General features: G+C 44.8%; 27 protein-coding genes. 20 read left to right on the top strand and 7 right to left on the bottom strand.

Annotated elements, in window-relative coordinates; translation table 11 throughout:
- Window positions 1-106 precede the first annotated feature (106 nt).
- Window positions 107-949 carry an AMIN domain-containing protein gene (locus V7L05_RS22595; protein WP_335167261.1) on the top strand — a complete coding sequence of 281 codons (843 nt, stop codon included), beginning with the start codon at window positions 107-109 and terminating at the stop codon, window positions 947-949.
- Here the strand turns inward: V7L05_RS22595 and V7L05_RS22590 are convergent.
- Window positions 926-1,051, bottom strand: coding sequence for a hypothetical protein (locus tag V7L05_RS22590; protein WP_335167259.1), 126 nt, complete (start codon window positions 1,049-1,051; stop codon window positions 926-928). The two genes, V7L05_RS22595 and V7L05_RS22590, sit on opposite strands and share 24 nt — an antisense overlap.
- A gap of 27 nt (window positions 1,052-1,078) precedes the next feature.
- Window positions 1,079-1,189, bottom strand: a complete 111-nt coding sequence (locus V7L05_RS22585) for a toxin-antitoxin system HicB family antitoxin (protein WP_335167414.1) — start codon at window positions 1,187-1,189, stop codon at window positions 1,079-1,081.
- Between the two features lie 97 nt (window positions 1,190-1,286).
- Here V7L05_RS22585 and V7L05_RS22580 point away from each other — a divergent pair.
- Window positions 1,287-2,101 (top strand): IS5 family transposase gene (locus V7L05_RS22580; protein WP_335167258.1). Its coding sequence is split into 2 segments (ribosomal slippage): window positions 1,287-1,598 and window positions 1,601-2,101, totalling 813 coding nucleotides; the frame shifts between segments, so codons are not numbered across the junction.
- Window positions 2,102-2,641: 540 nt separating this feature from the next.
- Here the strand turns inward: V7L05_RS22580 and V7L05_RS22575 are convergent.
- Window positions 2,642-4,561 (bottom strand): transketolase C-terminal domain-containing protein, encoded by a 1,920-nt coding sequence (locus V7L05_RS22575; RefSeq protein WP_335167257.1) that lies wholly within the window; start codon window positions 4,559-4,561, stop codon window positions 2,642-2,644.
- Here V7L05_RS22575 and V7L05_RS22570 point away from each other — a divergent pair.
- The gene (locus V7L05_RS22570; RefSeq protein ID WP_335167255.1) at window positions 4,560-4,793 is read left to right on the top strand and encodes a hypothetical protein; all 234 of its coding nucleotides are present in this window, start codon (window positions 4,560-4,562) and stop codon (window positions 4,791-4,793) included. The two genes, V7L05_RS22575 and V7L05_RS22570, sit on opposite strands and share 2 nt — an antisense overlap.
- Before the next feature lie 59 nt (window positions 4,794-4,852).
- Window positions 4,853-5,617, top strand: a complete 765-nt coding sequence (locus tag V7L05_RS22565; RefSeq protein ID WP_335167253.1) for a DeoR/GlpR family DNA-binding transcription regulator — start codon at window positions 4,853-4,855, stop codon at window positions 5,615-5,617.
- Window positions 5,618-5,711: 94 nt separating this feature from the next.
- Here V7L05_RS22565 and V7L05_RS22560 read toward each other — a convergent pair whose 3' ends face one another.
- Complete coding sequence (locus tag V7L05_RS22560) at window positions 5,712-6,251, bottom strand: DUF3172 domain-containing protein (RefSeq protein ID WP_334865894.1); 540 nt, start codon at window positions 6,249-6,251, stop codon at window positions 5,712-5,714.
- Window positions 6,252-6,567: 316 nt separating this feature from the next.
- On the opposite strand from V7L05_RS22560, the gene V7L05_RS22555 reads away from it, so the two are divergent.
- Entirely contained in the window at window positions 6,568-7,206 is a 639-nt protein-coding gene (locus V7L05_RS22555) for an ABC transporter permease (protein ID WP_335167252.1), read from the top strand.
- 35 nt (window positions 7,207-7,241) lie between these two features.
- Here the strand turns inward: V7L05_RS22555 and V7L05_RS22550 are convergent, their stop codons facing one another.
- The 3 genes from V7L05_RS22550 to V7L05_RS22540 all read right to left on the bottom strand — a co-directional run bounded on the left by V7L05_RS22550 (window position 7,242) and on the right by V7L05_RS22540 (window position 8,629).
- On the bottom strand, window positions 7,242-7,772 hold the full coding sequence (locus V7L05_RS22550) for a hypothetical protein (protein WP_335167250.1): 531 nt from the start codon (window positions 7,770-7,772) through the stop codon (window positions 7,242-7,244).
- Window positions 7,773-7,959: 187 nt separating this feature from the next.
- Window positions 7,960-8,436, bottom strand: a complete 477-nt coding sequence (locus tag V7L05_RS22545; protein ID WP_335167248.1) for an NAD(P)H-quinone oxidoreductase subunit N — start codon at window positions 8,434-8,436, stop codon at window positions 7,960-7,962.
- Between the two features lie 55 nt (window positions 8,437-8,491).
- Window positions 8,492-8,629 carry a histidine kinase gene (locus V7L05_RS22540; protein ID WP_335167246.1) on the bottom strand — a complete coding sequence of 46 codons (138 nt, stop codon included), beginning with the start codon at window positions 8,627-8,629 and terminating at the stop codon, window positions 8,492-8,494.
- 826 nt (window positions 8,630-9,455) lie between these two features.
- On the opposite strand from V7L05_RS22540, the gene rplC reads away from it, so the two are divergent.
- The 15 genes from rplC to rplF all read left to right on the top strand — a co-directional run bounded on the left by rplC (window position 9,456) and on the right by rplF (window position 17,354).
- The gene (gene rplC, locus V7L05_RS22535) at window positions 9,456-10,088 is read left to right on the top strand and encodes a 50S ribosomal protein L3 (protein WP_292725311.1); all 633 of its coding nucleotides are present in this window, start codon (window positions 9,456-9,458) and stop codon (window positions 10,086-10,088) included.
- 103 nt (window positions 10,089-10,191) lie between these two features.
- Window positions 10,192-10,830 carry a 50S ribosomal protein L4 gene (gene rplD, locus V7L05_RS22530; RefSeq protein WP_300420191.1) on the top strand — a complete coding sequence of 213 codons (639 nt, stop codon included), beginning with the start codon at window positions 10,192-10,194 and terminating at the stop codon, window positions 10,828-10,830.
- Window positions 10,823-11,137 carry a 50S ribosomal protein L23 gene (locus V7L05_RS22525; protein ID WP_094349089.1) on the top strand — a complete coding sequence of 105 codons (315 nt, stop codon included), beginning with the start codon at window positions 10,823-10,825 and terminating at the stop codon, window positions 11,135-11,137. The genes rplD and V7L05_RS22525 overlap by 8 nt, the downstream gene beginning before the upstream one ends.
- A gap of 178 nt (window positions 11,138-11,315) precedes the next feature.
- The gene (rplB, locus tag V7L05_RS22520) at window positions 11,316-12,179 is read left to right on the top strand and encodes a 50S ribosomal protein L2 (RefSeq protein WP_335167244.1); all 864 of its coding nucleotides are present in this window, start codon (window positions 11,316-11,318) and stop codon (window positions 12,177-12,179) included.
- A 170-nt stretch (window positions 12,180-12,349) separates the two neighbouring features.
- Window positions 12,350-12,628, top strand: coding sequence for a 30S ribosomal protein S19 (gene rpsS / locus V7L05_RS22515; protein ID WP_012410721.1), 279 nt, complete (start codon window positions 12,350-12,352; stop codon window positions 12,626-12,628).
- Between the two features lie 81 nt (window positions 12,629-12,709).
- Window positions 12,710-13,066 carry a 50S ribosomal protein L22 gene (gene rplV, locus V7L05_RS22510; protein WP_335167243.1) on the top strand — a complete coding sequence of 119 codons (357 nt, stop codon included), beginning with the start codon at window positions 12,710-12,712 and terminating at the stop codon, window positions 13,064-13,066.
- 53 nt (window positions 13,067-13,119) lie between these two features.
- The gene (gene rpsC / locus V7L05_RS22505; RefSeq protein ID WP_334825531.1) at window positions 13,120-13,899 is read left to right on the top strand and encodes a 30S ribosomal protein S3; all 780 of its coding nucleotides are present in this window, start codon (window positions 13,120-13,122) and stop codon (window positions 13,897-13,899) included.
- Between the two features lie 73 nt (window positions 13,900-13,972).
- Window positions 13,973-14,398, top strand: coding sequence for a 50S ribosomal protein L16 (gene rplP / locus V7L05_RS22500; RefSeq protein WP_012410718.1), 426 nt, complete (start codon window positions 13,973-13,975; stop codon window positions 14,396-14,398).
- Window positions 14,399-14,401: 3 nt separating this feature from the next.
- Entirely contained in the window at window positions 14,402-14,629 is a 228-nt protein-coding gene (gene rpmC / locus V7L05_RS22495) for a 50S ribosomal protein L29 (protein ID WP_334949235.1), read from the top strand.
- 6 nt (window positions 14,630-14,635) lie between these two features.
- The gene (rpsQ, locus tag V7L05_RS22490; protein WP_100901244.1) at window positions 14,636-14,884 is read left to right on the top strand and encodes a 30S ribosomal protein S17; all 249 of its coding nucleotides are present in this window, start codon (window positions 14,636-14,638) and stop codon (window positions 14,882-14,884) included.
- Between the two features lie 46 nt (window positions 14,885-14,930).
- Window positions 14,931-15,299 (top strand): 50S ribosomal protein L14, encoded by a 369-nt coding sequence (gene rplN, locus V7L05_RS22485; protein ID WP_069070772.1) that lies wholly within the window; start codon window positions 14,931-14,933, stop codon window positions 15,297-15,299.
- Window positions 15,299-15,652, top strand: coding sequence for a 50S ribosomal protein L24 (gene rplX, locus V7L05_RS22480; protein ID WP_292799317.1), 354 nt, complete (start codon window positions 15,299-15,301; stop codon window positions 15,650-15,652). Before rplN ends, rplX begins: the two co-directional genes overlap by 1 nt.
- 110 nt (window positions 15,653-15,762) lie before the next feature.
- Window positions 15,763-16,311 carry a 50S ribosomal protein L5 gene (rplE, locus tag V7L05_RS22475; protein ID WP_300420127.1) on the top strand — a complete coding sequence of 183 codons (549 nt, stop codon included), beginning with the start codon at window positions 15,763-15,765 and terminating at the stop codon, window positions 16,309-16,311.
- 20 nt (window positions 16,312-16,331) lie between these two features.
- Window positions 16,332-16,733, top strand: coding sequence for a 30S ribosomal protein S8 (gene rpsH / locus V7L05_RS22470; protein ID WP_012410712.1), 402 nt, complete (start codon window positions 16,332-16,334; stop codon window positions 16,731-16,733).
- A gap of 72 nt (window positions 16,734-16,805) precedes the next feature.
- Entirely contained in the window at window positions 16,806-17,354 is a 549-nt protein-coding gene (gene rplF, locus V7L05_RS22465; RefSeq protein ID WP_292759691.1) for a 50S ribosomal protein L6, read from the top strand.
- Window position 17,355: the final 1 nt, after the last annotated feature.

Raw genomic sequence — 17,355 nt, 5'->3', positions numbered from 1 at the left:
GAGACGCGATTAATCACGTCTGTACTGGGGAGTGGGGATAGCAATTGAAAGCGCCAATTAAACAGCAATGTTCAGCATTGATGGGTTTTATGGAGCAGTAAAAAGAATGAATCAAAGACTAGAGACTAGGCAATTGTTCGCACGGTGCAAGCAGCTATTTAGCTTAAGCTTACTTGGCTTTTATGCAGCGATCGCCCTCGAAACTTGCAGCACTGCCGCTACACCAGTAGCAAAGCTAGATAATTGGCGTTTTTCCCCCAAAACACAGCAACTCGAAATCACTCTCTCGGTAGGAACAACCCCCCGTTATTTCTACCTGGCACAACCCCCTCGTCTTGTGGTAGATATACCGAATACTAAGTTGGGCAAAGTTACCACGCAACAAAATTATTCTGGATCAATCAAAAGCATTCGCGTTTCTCAACTGAACGCAAACGCCACACGCATTGTCCTAGATTTAGCACCAGGGACTCTTTTAAATCCCAAACAGGTACAACTGCACCCCGTTTCCCGAAAAAACCCCACTCGCTGGGTATTACGTCCGGTTATTTCTGGTAAAACTACTGCCGTGAAACCAGGAAACTCCCCACCTTCAGCCAATAAACAACCTCAAACACCCTATAAATCACAGCCGCCTAGTAACCTACCCGTAACTACTAATCCACAACCGCCCTTACTCACAGTTGGGCCTCCATCCAATCAACTGCCTTCAACAATTACTACTAACTCAGAGCAGCCTTTTGTCTCTGTACCTCCCCTAACTCCGAATACATCCTCTCAACAACCTGCTTTGATTCTTCCTCCTCCTTCTTTCCCAAATCAACCCGGTAATTTAAATAGCATTCCTTCTTTTGGGATGTCGGAATTTCCAGTTCCAACAATCCCGAATGTTCCCAATCCCCAGGTGATAGAGTTTGGTCAACCTTTACCCAAAACCAAATTCAAATAGGGCATGGGGCATTGGGGATTGGGCATGGAAAATCGAACCAATGCCCCATCCGCTATGCGCCATATCCTCATAATGTTGTGCCTCTAGTAGTCTGCCACCCACCCTCAGCTTTATGCTGGGTGGGGCAGTTTACTTAGCATACAAGCACAAGCTTTTTTCAACTAACGAATTAAGGCTTTGTCCCTCTTTCTTTGCAATAAATACAATTTTTTTGTGCAAATCAGGGTTGATTCTTACCATGAATTTACCTGAGAGGATGTCTGAAAAGTAAGAAAGCCCACGTAGCGGTATCCTGTCATTAGAAAAAATACTTAAGTATGACAGCGTTACGAGAGCCATGAGTCCATCCTACCCAAGTAACTTGACTTCGGAGCAGTGGAAACTGCTATCAGGGCTAATTCCAGCAGCGAAAAAAGGCGGTAGAAAACGCAGTGTTGATATGGAAGCAGTAGTGAATGCAATCTTTTACATCTTGTGTGCAGGTTGTGCGTGGCGTATGCTCCCCCACGACTTCCCAAACTGGAAAACCGTTTACCATTATTTCCGGCAGTGGCGCAAAGACGGCACATGGCAACAAATTCATGAACGCTTACGTTTATGGGTACGTGTTAGCCAAAACCGAGAACCATCACCATCTGAAGTAATTATGGCACGAGTCTTTCGGTCGAAACGGCAACAATGGTGTCCAAGGAAGTCGGCTATGACTCAGGGAAGAAGATCAAGGGACGTAAGCGGCACATACTTATTGATACCTTGGGCTTGCTTATAGTTGTCGTAATCACTGCCGCAAATGTAAGTGAACAAGCAGGCGCGAAACAAGTTTTGTTTAAACTTAATCAAGTACGCGTAGGCGTAGCCCGCCGTAGGCATCGCATGAATCGGTTGATTAAAATTTGGGTCGATGGGGGATATCGTGGAAAGGATTTTACGCACTGGGTGATTGATGTTTATCGCTGGCTCTGGAGTGTTGTGACACGCCATGAGGAACAGAAAGGTTTTGTAGTTTTACCTAAACGTTGGCTTGTTGAGAGAACTTTTGGTTGGTTTAATTGGTGCCGACGATTAAGTAAAGATTATGAAACCTTACCTGAGACGACAGAAACATTCATTTATATTGCCATGATTCGTTTAATGCTCAAGCAACTTGCGTGATCAAAATCACCTATCAGAAACTTCTCAGACATCCTCTGGAATGGCTTATCAGGCTCCTCCCCACGTTCTCTACAAAAATCTAAATAATCTTCCACTGAATCAGCAAAAGCTTGCTTTAGTTCGGCTACACTACTACCTTGAAAAGTAATCACGTCCCGAATATTAATTACCTCACCGTGCAAAATTTATGCCTCAGCATCAAATTCTACAATTGCCTCATATCCTTTATATTTCATCATTTTCAGTCTCCGCTTCTTTAATACCTGCTTCTGTCAAGATAAATAAATATAAACACCCAAAACAAAAACTAGGTTAATGGGTGTTTTTTTTATGGTTGAATGCGATCGCACCCAAAATCGTAGCACGGGGGTTTGCTTTTGGGGTTTGGTGCGATCGCTATGGGGAATTGTGAACCCTTGATTTTTAAAGCTCTTTGGGGAATGAATCAGCCCTGCCCTACAAGGGAAGGGGCTGGGAGTTAGGTCTGTATTCGACTCAACTGAGAACCGCTATATGTAGCTTGATGAAAGCAAAATGATATTACTTGCTTCCAACTAACTCCTTCACCTTGTTGATGATGCTCACTGGATCGATACCTTGATATGGGTACTGTTCCCATAAACCACCGCAACCTTCTTTATGAGTTCCAAGATGAGCATATTTGGGAGTCAACCCCCGCTCTAGCAGCCAGGAACCGAAACGGCTGCCTAAGCCTGTTCGACGGTTGAAGGCTTCTACTACAAGGACAAAAGGAGCGTTACCAATTTTGGTAATCATTTCTTCATCAATGACGTTCAAAGTTGGTTTGTTAATCAAACCAACGTCTATCCCTTCTTGCTGAAGACGCTCAACGGCATCAACTGCACGGTACAAAGCATCGCCAAAAGTAACAATGTAGCCTTGCGTCCCCTCTCGTACAACCTCATCTTTACCGGGAACAAATTTGTAGCCACTTCCAAACAATTCATTGCCGTTGCTGTCCTTAATATTGGGCACTTTGGAACGGGTGGAGAAAATAAACCGTAGTCCAGGCTGAAAGAAGACAGCTTCTACACAAGCTGTCATTTGATTAACATCTGCCGGGAAATACAACTGTGTTTCGTAGCCATCATCCAAGCCATTGTCGGCAAACATATTGTTTAAACCGAAGTGACAGGTGTTATCTGCCATGTCATCTATACCCGCATGGGAAAAGTGGCACAGAACATTGGAATAGTTCAGCCGTGCCATCGTGATTTCTGAGATACACATTTCTAAGAAGGCACTGAAAGTCGCAAAAATACCTTGCTTGCCCTTCTCCATCCCAAATCCAGCAGCAGCAGAGAAGTTGCTCCGTTCCATGATGCCAGAGGAAATAAATATTTCCGGGTATGTATCGTGAATTTTCTTTAAACCGCAGGAGCCTTCAAGGTCACTATCAATGACCTTAACTTTTTCTTTACGCTCTGCCTCACTCATCCGACCCAGGACAGCCACCACTGCTTCACCAAACACATTGCGGTTCGCGCCCCATTTGTCACTGGAACCCAGAAATGTATAGGTTTGCTTGGGTTTCTCAATACTTTTAAGGTATTCGATCGCGGCAGTTTGTCCACGAGATTCTAGATACTTAACTGCTAAATCTACAGGAATTACATCATGACCATGAGTGGAGCCTTCTAAACCTTCAATACCAGGACACATCGGGCGTTTATTGATGACGGCGATCGCTCCGGGAGTATTCACAGCTTCGCTTATCCGATGGTATAAATCGTCTAAGTCTTCCCCGTCTCCTTGAAGTACCTTCAAACCGTGACCTTCTAAGGTTTTGGCGACACTGAAACCAGGTAAATATTTAGAAGGATGTCCAGCGATCGTTACATCATTGTCATCAATGATCAGCTTGACGTTGAGATGTTGAGCAACAGCCAAGCGAGCAGCTTCTGCATCGTTACCTTCTTGCTGAGAGCCATCAGAACCGAGACAGAAAACAACCTTGCCTGGATTTGCGATCGCCACACCATTAATGTAAGGCCAAACATGCCCCAGCCGCCCAGAACTAAATTTCACACCAGGAGTTAGTCCTAGTTCGGGGTGTCCTGGCAAATGGGAATGTGCTTGGCGATAACGTAAAAGTTGCTCGGCAGGTAAGTCACCATGCAACGTGGCCATCAGATATTGGGTGGCTACTCGATGTCCTGCTTCATCAAAGAAAATCGGCACAAATTGCTCCGATGCCCCCCGGAAAAAGGCATCCAGAATCATCACCTCTGGTACTGTATCGTATGGCCCACCAGTATGACCACCCACTCCACTAGCAGCGCCAGTCGCTGTAAAAAAGACGATCGCATCTCGGCAGAGTTGAATATTCGCTTTTAGAGTCTCTCGCTGTTCAGCTGTGAGGCTCGAATTTGCTGGATTCAGCGCTAAAGGTTTGTAAGCACCGAGATCAATTGGAAATTGGGTATTAATAATAGTCATGGCTTATTTATTGAATAAAAAGCAATTTGAACAGACGGGACGCATGATCGCACTACAAAAAAACTGTGAAAACCCAGATTGGGCAACAATTATCCAACCGTTTCCCAATCTAAAGTCAACACTAGGAACCATTGTGGAACCATCTGGCTTCAGTGGACAAAATCAACACATTCAACAGTGCTTGAATTCAATTGAAGTACGGATTACCGTACAAAGACCTGCATATAAATAAGTATAAACTCACAAACGTGCAATTTCAAGTTCAAAAACGCATTTTCAGGAAAATTAATTATGCTAACTGCTGAACGACGACAATTCATCTTAGAAATCCTGCGTCGTGATAAAAAGGTACTTTCAACAGAACTTAGTGCTGTTCTCAAGGTTTCTGAGGATACGATTCGCCGGGACTTGCGAGAACTAGCAGAAACTGGACTATTGCAACGCGTTCATGGAGGAGCGCTCCTTAAATCTCCAGCCACCGCCAGTTATGCCGATCGCCAAAAGCAAGCGCCAAAAGAAAAGGAAGCGATCGCTCGGACAGCAGCAAAATTAGTTTGTACAGGACAGGTGGTGATTTTAGATGGAGGTACGACAACTCTCCAAGTAACCCGTCATTTGCCCCTAGATTTGCAAGCAACAGTCATTACAAATAGTCCGCCAATCGCTCTTGCCTTAGCAGAACATCCCCATATAGAGGTTGTGATGTTAGGTGGACAACTCTACAAAAAAGCCTTGGTAAACGTGGGTACTGTCACGATTGAGACATTACGGATGATTCGTGCAGATTTGTGCATGTTGGGGGTTTGCAGTTTGCATCCAGAGATTGGGATTAGTGTACCTAACCTAGACGAAGCCCACGTCAAACGAGCCATGATTGCTGGCTCGGCTGAGGTAGTAGGATTAGTAACAGCAGAAAAATTGGACACGGCTGCTCCTTATCTAGTGGAGTCCATTCGTGCCCTGACTTACCTAGTAACTGCACCTATAGTATCTAATAATATGCTGAGTGCCTACAAAGCTTTAGGTTTGACGATTATACGTGATGAGTACGAATGATCTATTTGGCAGATGCGATCGCTGGGGACTGGGGACACAAGGAAAGAATTTCTCCAATGCCCAATGCCCAATGCCCAATGCCCCATGCCCAAATCTAAAATCTGTCCGTTTCTTGAGGTGTTCCAACTGCTCCTGGTTGAGCCGTGAAGAAGTTTTGAGCCGCTTCATTCTGATATATGCACCTAATATCAGGTTTGTCACTGTCCAAGTTACCAGTGAAACCAAAGGTGTTCAGGCGATTTTTGCACTCATTTACCTGATCAGATGTCACCAACTTACGTTGCTCTAAAAGCGCCCAGTTATTTTGTCGGATCACACATCCAGGACGCATACTGGGCTGGGCAACATAGACATTGAAGGGGTTGAGAGTGACGAACAGTCTAGCGTCCATCACCATCGCACTGGCTCCATACTGCACACAAATTTCCGGGTTTGGTGCTTTGGTGTCAATAAATTCACGCGAAGCCACATTTGATGGAGCCAATGTGGTTGTAGAACTAAAAGCAATACCAATCCCAATTCCCAAAATCAACACCCCTCCCATAATTGCGATGGTGAAGAGGTTAAACATCGGGGATTGGAAAATAGAGGGTTTAGAAGTAGTTGCCGATTTACCAGTGGGTTTACGTCTCATTGTTGCTTAATCACCTTCACGCCGATTTGGGAGGGAGTAGTCTAAAGTTGTCTCCCTCTTTCAGTATGCCTATTCTTGACTGTAATTGCCTGTGAGTTTCTGGGCGATATTCTTGTTAAATAAGAAAAATAGGAACTTATCTAGATATCTGGACAGAATTTCAACATAGTACGCTGTGGGGAAAGTTTGCCTACATTTAACCAGTTGCTCTAAGCAACTTGTCTGGCTAATTGAAATGATAGCTGAATTTATGCCAAGCCCTACGAGTCGCTTATTGTTTATATCTAGAATATATTGGTGAGTATTTTTTATTTATTTGCTGACTAACCAATGCTCAGGAATTAGTGGTAACTATAACAACTATTTAGAATTCATATTACCGGGGATGGTGGCGCTATCGTCGATGACGATTAGCTTTGGTGGAACGACATTTTCAATTTGTGGAGACAGATTATTTACCAAAACCTTCGAGGAATTGTTGTTAACTCCCATACACCCCTTAGCGTTGCACATCGGTAAAATGCTGGCGGGAGTCGTGCGGGGGTTGATGACATCCGGTTCTGTGATTTTGGTAGCGCTGCTGTTGACTGGAAACTGGAATTTTCTCAACCCACTATTTCTACTGGTGGTGGTGCTGAACTGTTCAGTATTTGCTGGGTTAGGGGTGATTGTGGGGTTGAGTGTGCGATCGCTCGAATCAGTCGGACTCTACAACAATTTTATAATTATCCCCATGTCATTCTTAGGAGCGACCTTCTTTGACCCTGGTACATTACCAGTTGCCCTGAAAGTCGTAGTTTACCTGTTACCGTTGACCTATGCCAGCATTGGATTACGTGCATCTGCCCATTTACCCTTGTCCCAGTTTCCTTGGTATAGCATACCGATTTTGCTAGTGATCGCGATCGCTCTTTCTCTGTGGGGTGGTTATAAATTCGCTCACCAACAAGATTAAAGTAATTCGTAATTCGTAATTAGTTAAAGCCTTCATTACAACCTGTGCTTTAACTGTTGAATTTTCTGTAAAACTTTTTCGCGATGCTGGGTCAGCTTGAACCATCGGGGCAGGCGACTGGCAAGACTGCCATTGTGCCAACCTAATGTGTCATCTGGCAAGCGTTCTCGCAACCTTGATTGAACATAGGTTTCTAGGAAGTTTAAATGTGTTTCATTATACGCCCAAAGCACTTGACCGCAACAAGAGGTTTGTAACCACAGAGGCAAGCCAAAAAAATGATCTAATATTCCATAGTTGGAACTTCTTTGAGCTATGTAATTGTTTTGCCACAATAACAGTGCAGGTTTTGCTTTGGCAGCATTTGACTGTTGTTTTGTATAGCTACAGTGCTGACAGGTAATTCTTTTGATTGAACCCAGACTTGATTGCTCAGGGTTTACAGTCAATATTTTGGCAGTGCGTAGGCGCAGCCCGCCGTAGGCATCGCATTGTGGACAACGAACTAAAATTTCTTCCTCAAAATCAGAAAGCCGTTTGCCATAGTCTCTAAATCTTATAACCATTTCAGACATCCAGTTAGACATAACCTCAAGCAAATTCGTCTAGATACAGCAGTTGCTAACGAGGCTTCACGGCAGTTATTTGCATCTTGTGGTTTTCGACTCAGCGTTATTGAAATGCTGATTGAATTGAGTCATTAGTCATTAGTTATGAGCAAATGACTAATGACTAATGACTAATGACAAAGGACTAACTAGCTAACAGAGTCTTTTCTAGAGAAGTCCAACGGAAAGCGCGATCGCCACCTCTCTCAATAATTACTCTGACTCGTGGTTCTAGCTGAGGCAAATTCGCTAAATACTCAAGTTCCTCATTGGAAAGAATATGCCCTTCAATAATCCACAAGACCAGCCCCTTTGACTTTGGTGGTAGCTGTTCTAAATGAGAACCGATAATTGGTGGCACATAGTATATATAACCTACTGCTGCACCACTACCAGTACTTTTTTTACCAAGATGAGGAGGTCTGATTCCATGAACTCTTGTGAGATATGCAGCTACGTCGCCTAGTCCTTTAGCCGTAATGTGGAGGGTGGTATAGCCAGCAGCGCGTAGTCGGCGCTGATATCGACCTTCATAACCCCCTTCCAGAGGTACATACACCCCAAGAGCGCCAAATTTTTCCAAATCGCGGATTAAACCGTTGCCAGTGGTAATTAGTGCCATAGATTTTCGTCTTATCCCACTTAGATATCTCTATTATTTACCTTGAACCGATAGATTAAAGCATTTTTTTGGGCATTGGGCATTGGGCATTGGGCATTGGGCATTGGGCATTGGGCATTGGGCATTGGTTATTCTCTTTGTCTCCCTCATCTCCCCCATCCCCCCCATCTCCCCCATCTCCCTCATCCCCCACTCCCCACTCCCCACTCCCTACCTTCTAAAAATAACTCTATAAATTACTGGACAAATATAAATAAATAATTTATATTATTAGATTGTGACCAATCGCGCAAATTAGGCAGCCTTCTTACTGTCATTCTGAGGTAGTGTTAGCATCAAAAGCTGATGACTTAATCTAAATAGAATAATCTAACTTAGATTGATCATAGACTGGTAAACTAAGAAAGCTTTCCGGTCAAAATTGGAGCTTATGGAGGAACAACCAAAGCTAATCCTAAGCTCCAGAGTACATTTACTCCTGTGCCTCTGAAAAAGCAGGCAAAATCTTAAACAATAGTTTAAGGTGTTTAAGGAAGTAAAAACTGAGCAGCAATGTTGGTTTATGGCATTACGTTAGTCTCAGTTAATGGATACTGGGCGGTAAAAACCGCTTAAGTCCAACTGCAACAAGGCAGTAGCCAACCTCCGGGAATCCGTCTTATGGGCGTGTATAAATCGGAAAACCCGCCGACAGAGCTGCCTCCAGAAAGTGCCAGAGCAATTGCTTGGACGAAAGCATTGCTGCACACAGCCTAAAGCTGTAGCGCCTTGCATTGATTCCAGAAGTTACTCTTCCCAATGGGAGGATACTTGTGGCTGTTCTGGTGATCTAGTGAGTGAAGCTAAACAGATTCACCAAGCAGTACGGACACGGTTTGTTGTGTCCCAAAGCATTTGGAGCGGTTTATTTTCAGCCATTCCAAATTTCCCAGGCTAACCCAGCCTAAACTGATGCGTACAAAACGTGTCCTCTAGAGTCCAATTCCAAGGTCAGCAAGTAGAAAGGAGAACCAGTTACTGTGTCTGTAGGTATTCTCGGCACCAAGCTGGGCATGACCCAAATATTTGACGAAGCAGGAGTAGCTATTCCTGTGACTGTCATTCAAGCAGGTCCATGCACCGTTACACAAGTTAAAACGAAACAAACCGACGGTTACTTTGCCATTCAAGTTGGTTATGGCGAAGTTAAACCAAAGGCACTGAACAGACCACTACTGGGTCATTTGGCTAAATCATCTGCCCCAGCATTGCGTCACCTAAATGAATATCACACTGATAGCTCTAGTGATTATGCTTTAGGTCAACAGATTAAAGCAGATATTTTTAGTGCAGGTCAAATTGTCGATGTAGTCGGCACAAGCATCGGTCGCGGCTTTGCGGGAAACCAGAAGCGCAACAACTTTGCTCGTGGTCCGATGTCACACGGTTCCAAAAACCACAGAGCGCCCGGTTCTATTGGTGCTGGGACAACACCAGGTCGTGTCTATCCAGGTAAGCGGATGGCAGGGCGTTTAGGTGGTAAACGCATCACAATCCGCAAGCTGACCATAGTGCGAGTTGACCCAGAACGCAACTTATTACTAATTAAGGGAGCCATTCCTGGTAAACCAGGCGCTCTAGTAAGTGTTGTGCCTGCAAAAATAGTGGGATAGTCAAAAGTCATTAGTCAAAAGTCATTAGTCAGTAGTCATTGGCTAAGGACAAATGGCAAAAGACCAATGACAAATGACAAATGACAAAGGACAAATAACAAAGATGGTTGAAAGCGTAGTTAAAAATTGGCAAGGAGAACAGGTCGGTGAGACGACCTTCGAGTTGCGCGTTGCCAAGGAAGAAACAGCGTCTCATATTGTGCATCGCGCCTTAGTACGGCAATTGACCAATGCTCGTCAAGGAAACGCCAGTACAAAAACTCGCGCTGAAGTCAGAGGTGGTGGCCGTAAACCTTGGCGACAAAAAGGTACCGGTCGCGCTCGTGCCGGGTCGATTCGTTCACCACTATGGCGTGGTGGTGGTGTGATCTTTGGGCCAAAGCCTAGAGACTTCAACCTGAAGTTGAACCGCAAAGAGCGACGTTTAGCACTGCGAACAGCATTTGTCGGTCGCATTGACGATTTGATTGTGGTAGAAGAATTTAGCACCGAGCTATCTCGCCCCAAGACTAAAGAATTAGTGGCAGCCCTTGCCCGTTGGGGAGTAGTACCAGAAAGCAAGTCACTGTTAATTTTGTCTGAGATTGCGGATACAGATAACGTTTATTTGTCAGCCCGCAACATTGAAAATTTAAAACTAATTGCAGCCGACCAGCTAAATGTTTTTGATTTACTGCACGCTGACAAAATTGTAGTTACGGCATCAGCCCTAGAAAAAATTCAGGAGGTCTACAGTGCCTAGCTTTGACCCCCGCGACCTTGCCGACTTAGTACGTCGCCCAATTGTCACCGAGAAAGCGACCATTTTGATGGAGCAGAACAAGTATACCTTTGAAGTAATTCCAAAGGCATCTAAGCCAGAAATCAAGGCTGCGATCGAAGACTTGTTTCAGGTCAAGGTTGTAAAAGTCAACACCATCCTACCACCACGTAAAAAACGGCGCGTTGGTAAATTTATTGGTTATAAGCCCCAATATAAGCGAGCCATTGTTACCGTCGCACCTGGGGATGAAGACAAGATTAGACAAGTTCTATTCCCAGAAGTCTAGGAATTTTAGATTTTAGACTTCGACTACGCTCAGTCGAACGATTTTAGGTTTGAGATTGAGGAGTTTACTGAATAAGTACCAAAAATGGTCGCAATTAGTTAAACACTCATTAAATCCAAAATCCAAAATCCAAAATTAAGTAAATCCAAAATCCAAAATCCAAAATCCAAAATAGATTATGGGTACTCGTTCTTATCGCCCTTATACCCCCAGCACTCGCCAAGTTACAATCTCTGACTTTGCGGAAATTACCAAAACCGAGCCAGAGAAATCCCTAACAACCTCGAAGCATCGCGCCAAAGGTCGGAATAATCACGGGCGGATTACTAGTCGTCGTCGGGGTGGCGGACACAAACAGCTTTACCGGATCATCGATTTTAAAAGGGATAAACATAATATTCCTGCCAAAGTCGCAGCGATTGAATACGATCCTAACCGGAATGCCCGAATTGCCCTTTTGTATTACCAAGACGGCGAAAAAAGGTACATCCTCCACCCCAACGGGTTGAAAGTTGGAACAATAATTATTTCTGGCCCTGAGTCTCCCTTTGAAGATGGTAATGCCTTACCGCTCTGGAAGATTCCCTTAGGTACTAGTGTTCACAACGTAGAATTGACTCCTGGTAAAGGTGGTCAAATTGTTCGTGCTGCTGGTGCTAGCGCCCAAGTCGTGGCAAAAGAAGGTAATTATGTAACTCTCAAGTTGCCTTCAGGAGAAGTCCGCTTGATTCGACGCGAGTCCTACGCCACCATTGGGCAAGTAGGCAACACCGATGCGAGAAACCTGAGTGCAGGTAAAGCCGGACGAAATCGCTGGAAAGGTCGCCGTCCTAAGGTTAGAGGTAGCGTCATGAACCCAGTGGATCACCCACATGGTGGTGGTGAAGGTAGGGCACCTATCGGTAGATCAGGGCCTGTAACACCTTGGGGTAAACCCACATTGGGTGCGAAGACACGCAATCGCAAGAAACTCAGCAGCAAATTGATTATACGTCGTCGCCGTAAGTCTTCCAAACGCGGTCGCGGTGGTCGTGAATCATAGAATTTTAGATTTTAGACTTCGGCGTGAGCGCTCAGTCGAACGATTTTGGATTTTAGATTGGGGTCTACTTGTGAACATTGAAAATTTGTGAAACTTGATTCAGACACCTAATTATCCAAAATCGGAAATTCTAAATCCTAAATCCAAAATCCTAAATCCAAAATTGAACTATGGGTCGTTCTCTAAAAAAAGGTCCTTTCGTTGCGGATCATCTACTAAAGAAAATTGAAAAGCTCAACGACAACAACAGAAAAGAAGTTATTAAAACTTGGTCACGAGCTTCGACAATTTTGCCCCTAATGGTAGGTCATACCATAGCTGTTCACAACGGACGCCAACACGTTCCAGTTTTTGTAAATGAGCAGATGGTAGGACACAAGTTGGGTGAATTTGCCCCAACACGCACCTACAGGGGTCATGGAAAAAGCGACAAAAAAGCAGGTAGGTAGTTATTAGTCATGAAGTCATTAGTCATTAGCTAAAGACAAGTGACAAATGATGAGTGACAAATGACAAAATTGGAGAAAATTATGGCTACTGATACTACTGAAGTAAAAGCGATCGCTCGTTTTATCCGCATCTCGGCCTACAAAGTGCGTCGGGTACTCGATCAAATCCGGGGGCGATCGTACCGAGAAGCGCTAATCATCCTAGAATTCATGCCCTATCGCGCCACTGAACCCATATTGAAGGTTCTCAGAAGCGCTGCTGCTAATGCCGAACACAACGCTGGGTTAGATCGGACTCAACTAGTGATTACTCAGGCTTATGCTGATCAAGGACCGCCGTTGAAGCGGTTCCAGCCAAGGGCGCAAGGTCGAGCTTACCAAATTCGCAAGCCGACGTGTCATATTACTGTGGCTGTTGCAGCCGCCCCAGAAAAATAAGCTTTTTTACACGAATAAATTGCGTAAAGTAAGAAATTTTAGAGGAAGTATTCGTGGGACAGAAGATTCATCCAGTTGGTTTTCGCCTGGGTATTACACATGAACATCAATCCCGTTGGTTTGCTGTTCCTCATCGCTATCCAGAACTTTTACAAGAAGACTACAAACTGCGTCAATACATAGAACAAAAACTGGGTAGACTCGCTCAAAACAACGCCGGAATTTCCGAGGTGCGGATTGAGCGCAAAGCTGACCAAATCGACTTAGAAGTACGCACAGCTAGACCAGGTGTAGTAGTAGGTCGTGGTGGGCAAGGCATTGAATCTTTGCGTACCGGACTCCAAGGACTGTTGGGTAGTAATCGCCAAATTCGCATTAACGTAGTTGAAGTCCAACGAGTTGATGCTGATGCCTATCTGATTGCCGAATACATTGCTCAACAATTGGAACGCCGGGTTTCCTTTCGGCGGGTAGTGCGGCAATCGATTCAGCGTGCCCAACGTGCTGGCGTCCAAGGCATTAAAATCCAAGTCAGCGGTCGGCTCAACGGTGCGGAAATTGCCCGGACAGAGTGGACTCGTGAAGGTAGAGTGCCTTTACATACCTTACGGGCTGACATTGACTACTCTTATTGCACGGCAAAAACTGTTTACGGCATTCTGGGTATCAAAGTATGGGTGTTTAAGGGAGAAATTATTCCTGGACAGGAAGAAACTCCGCTACCACCCGCAACCCGTGATCCCCGCGATCGCGGCGATCGCGATCGTGAACCCCGTCGTCGTCAACAACAACGTCGTCGCCAGCAATTTGAAGACCGCTCAAATGAAGGATAAATCGTCATTAGTCATTAGTCATTAGTAAATGACAAATGACAAATGACAAATGACAAACGACAAGTGACAAACCATGTTAAGCCCTAGAAGAACTAAATTCCGCAAACAACAGCGCGGACGAATGGAGGGACTAGCCACCCGTGGTAGCACCCTCAACTTCGGTGATTTTGCACTGCAAGCGCAAGAACCTGCTTGGATTACCTCGCGTCAAATCGAGGCTTCTCGTCGGGCAATGACCCGTTATATTCGTCGGGGTGGACAAATCTGGATTCGGATTTTCCCTGATAAACCTGTAACCATGCGTCCTGCTGAAACCCGGATGGGTTCCGGTAAAGGTAATCCAGAGTTTTGGGTAGCGGTAGTCAAACCAGGGCGAATTTTGTTTGAAATCGGCGGGGTTTCTGAAGAAATCGCCCGTGAAGCTATGCGCTTGGCTTCATTTAAACTGCCTATAAAAACCAAGTTTATTGTGCGCTCTCAACCACAGGAGCAGGAGTAGCTTATGCCTCTTCCCAAGATTTCAGAAGCGAGAGAATTAAGTGACGAGAAACTCTCTGATGAAATTGTCGCGATCAAAAGACAACTATTTCAGTTGCGCTTGCAAAAAGCTACAAGACAACTAGAAAAGCCCCACCAGTTCCGACAGATCCGACACCGCCTAGCCCAATTGCTGACGGTAGAAACAGAACGCAAACGGGCAGCAAGTCAATCGGCTCAAGAAGAAAAGTAGGAGATTATGGCAGTCAAAGAACGAGTTGGCTTGGTAGTGAGCGATAAAATGCAAAAAACTGTGGTAGTAGCCATAGAAAACCGCGCTCCTCACCCCAAGTACGGCAAGATTGTAGTTAACACCCAACGATATAAAGTTCACGACGAAGAAAATAAGTGTAAAGTAGGCGATCGCGTTCGCATTCAGGAAACTAGACCCCTGAGTAAAACCAAGCGCTGGAAAATCACAGAAGTCCTGAACGTCAAACCCACTTAAACCTCATCGTTGTTAGTTTCTAACAACATTACAAGGGAGAATAATTGTGATTCAACCCCAGACTTACCTGAATGTCGCAGATAATAGCGGCGCCCGCAAACTAATGTGCATCCGCATCTTAGGTGGAGGCAACCGCCGTTATGGTTTTATCGGCGATAAAATTATCGCAGTTGTCAAAGATGCTACACCCAACATGGCTGTAAAAAAGTCTGATGTCGTGGAAGCAGTAATTGTCCGAACTCGTAAAGCTGTAAGTCGTGATAGCGGCATGAGTATTCGCTTTGATGATAACGCTGCTGTGATCATCAACAAAGACGGTAATCCCAGAGGCACACGGGTTTTTGGCCCAGTTGCACGGGAACTGCGCGATAAAAACTTTACCAAAATTGTTTCTCTGGCTCCGGAGGTGCTTTAATGGCAACCAAACAGGGTACGCCCAAAGTATTCCACAAAATGCACGTCAAAACTGGCGACACCGTACAAGTGATTGCTGGCAAAGACAAAGGAAAAGTCGGCGAAATTACTCAGGCACTTCCCCAGCTGAGTAAAGTTATCGTCAAAGGTGTCAACATTAAAACCAAGCACGTCAAACCCCAGCAAGAAGGTGAATCAGGGCGGATTGTCACCCAAGAATTCCCGATTCATAGCTCCAACGTGATGCTTTATTCCACCAAGCAAAACGTTGCCAGTCGTGTTTGTTATACCTTTACCTCAGAAGGCAAAAAAGTCAGAAAACTCAAGAAAACTGGCGAGATTCTGGATAAATAAGAATTAGCCAACTTGAGATTTTAGATTTTAATTTTAATCCAAAATCCAAAATCTAAAATCCAAAATTAAAGGTTCCCTGACCAAGCCCAGGGATATCAGGACAAAAAACTATGCCGACAACAAGACTCAAAAGCTTATATCAAGAGACAATCGTCCCCAAACTGATCAATCAGTTTCAATATACCAACGTTCATCAAGTACCGAAGTTGGTAAAGGTTACGATTAACCGAGGTTTGGGTGAAGCAGCTCAAAATGCGAAGTCACTAGAGGCATCGATCAACGAAATTGCCTTGGTAACAGGTCAAAAACCAGTGGTGACACGGGCGAAAAAGGCGATCGCAGGCTTTAAGATTCGTCAAGGTATGCCTGTGGGGATCATGGTTACTCTCAGAGCCGAACGGATGTATGCCTTTTTCGACCGACTAGTTAGCTTGTCACTACCCAGAATTCGAGATTTTCGTGGCGTTAGCCCTAAAAGCTTTGACGGACGCGGGAATTATACTTTGGGTGTAAGAGAACAGCTAATTTTTCCAGAAGTCGAGTACGACAGCGTTGATCAAGTGCGTGGGATGGATATTTCCATCATCACCACAGCAAAAAACGACGAAGAGGGTCGCGCCTTACTTAAAGAATTAGGAATGCCCTTTCGCGATCAATAAGTTCATCAATAGAGGGAACGATGGCGGCTAACGACACAATTGCAGATATGCTGACGCGCATCCGCAATGCCAACCTGGCGCGGCATCAAACTACACAAGTGCCAGCTACAAAAATGACCCGGAGTATTGCCAAAGTACTACGGGAGGAAGGCTTTATTGCTGAAATAGAAGAAGCAGAAGAAGGGGTAAAACACAATCTGGTGATTTCCCTGAAATATAAGGGTAAAAATCGTCAGCCACTGATCACCGCCTTAAAGCGAGTGAGTAAGCCTGGCTTGCGTGTTTACTCCAATCGAAAAGAATTACCAAGAGTACTAGGCGGCATTGGCATTGCCATTATTTCTACATCCAGTGGCATTATGACTGACCGCGAAGCGCGGCGTCAGAACTTGGGTGGGGAAGTGCTTTGTTACGTTTGGTAGTCATTGGTCATTAGTCATTTGTCATTAGTGAAAGACAAAGGACAAAGGACAAATAACAAAGGACAAAAAGTCATGTCTCGTATTGGTAAACGTCCAATTACCATTCCCGCCAAAGTCCAAGTGGCGATCGATGGTGCGAATGTTGTGGTGAAAGGCCCGAAAGGAGAACTTTCTCGCACTCTCACAGCTAATGTCTCAGTCTCTCAAGAGGGAGAAATATTACACGTAACCCGTCGGGATGAAACTCGTACCTCAAAGCAACTGCACGGCTTAAGCCGCACTTTAGTTGCCAACATGGTCGAGGGAGTTTCCCAAGGTTTTCAGCGCCGTCTGGAAATTCAAGGTGTTGGTTACAGGGCACAACTTCAAGGGCGTAACCTAGTTTTAAATATGGGTTACAGCCATCAGGTGCAAATTGTTCCCCCAGATGGAATTCAGTTTGCCGTAGAAGGTACTACTAACGTCATTGTCAGTGGCTATGACAAAGAAATCGTAGGTAATACAGCCGCAAAAATTCGTGCCGTTCGTCCACCAGAACCTTACAAAGGTAAAGGCATTCGCTATGCCGGTGAAGTGGTCAGACGGAAAGCTGGTAAGACTGGTAAGGGTGGTAAGAAGTAAA

The sequence above is a fragment of the Nostoc sp. genome, assembly GCF_036917755.1.
Taxonomy (GTDB): Bacteria; Cyanobacteriota; Cyanobacteriia; order Cyanobacteriales; family Nostocaceae; genus Nostoc.
This window is presented reverse-complemented; position numbering and strand designations above follow the sequence as displayed.